Below are 1,188 nucleotides of genomic sequence, written 5' to 3'. Positions count from 1 at the left end.
AAAGGTGCCCGTACCGCAAACCGACACAGGTAGGCGAGGAGAGAATCCTAAGGTGAGCGAGAGAACTCTCGTTAAGGAACTCGGCAAAATGACCCCGTAACTTCGGGAGAAGGGGTGCTCTTTGGGGTTCACGCCTCGAAGAGCCGCAGTGAATAGGCCCAGGCGACTGTTTAGCAAAAACACAGGTCTCTGCGAAGCCGCAAGGCGAAGTATAGGGGCTGACGCCTGCCCGGTGCTGGAAGGTTAAGAGGAGGGGTTAGCGTAAGCGAAGCTCTGAATTGAAGCCCCAGTAAACGGCGGCCGTAACTATAACGGTCCTAAGGTAGCGAAATTCCTTGTCGGGTAAGTTCCGACCCGCACGAAAGGCGTAACGATCTGGGCACTGTCTCAACGAGAGACTCGGTGAAATTATAGTACCTGTGAAGATGCAGGTTACCCGCGACAGGACGGAAAGACCCCATGGAGCTTTACTGTAGCCTGATATTGAATTTCGGTACAGCTTGTACAGGATAGGTAGGAGCCTTTGAAGCCGGAGCGCCAGCTTCGGTGGAGGCGTCGGTGGGATACTACCCTGGCTGTATTGAAATTCTAACCCGCACCCCTTTATCGGGGTGGGAGACAGTGTCAGGTGGGCAGTTTGACTGGGGCGGTCGCCTCCTAAAGAGTAACGGAGGCGCCCAAAGGTTCCCTCAGAATGGTTGGAAATCATTCGCAGAGTGTAAAGGCACAAGGGAGCTTGACTGCGAGACCTACAAGTCGAGCAGGGACGAAAGTCGGGCTTAGTGATCCGGTGGTTCCGCATGGAAGGGCCATCGCTCAACGGATAAAAGCTACCCTGGGGATAACAGGCTTATCTCCCCCAAGAGTCCACATCGACGGGGAGGTTTGGCACCTCGATGTCGGCTCATCGCATCCTGGGGCTGTAGTCGGTCCCAAGGGTTGGGCTGTTCGCCCATTAAAGCGGTACGCGAGCTGGGTTCAGAACGTCGTGAGACAGTTCGGTCCCTATCCGTCGTGGGCGCAGGAAATTTGAGAGGAGCTGTCCTTAGTACGAGAGGACCGGGATGGACGCACCGCTGGTGTACCAGTTGTCTTGCCAAAGGCATCGCTGGGTAGCTATGTGCGGACGGGATAAGTGCTGAAAGCATCTAAGCATGAAGCCCCCCTCGAGATGAGATTTCCCATAGC

1 rRNA gene is annotated in these 1,188 nt (G+C 55.4%); it reads left to right on the top strand.

Annotated elements, in window-relative coordinates:
- Positions 1–1,188 (top strand): 23S ribosomal RNA (locus tag JN080_RS28760); the annotation flags it as partial.

Source organism: Bacillus sp. EB600, from assembly GCF_024494385.1.
GTDB lineage: Bacteria > Bacillota > Bacilli > Bacillales > Cytobacillaceae > JAEVLT01.
This window is presented reverse-complemented; position numbering and strand designations above follow the sequence as displayed.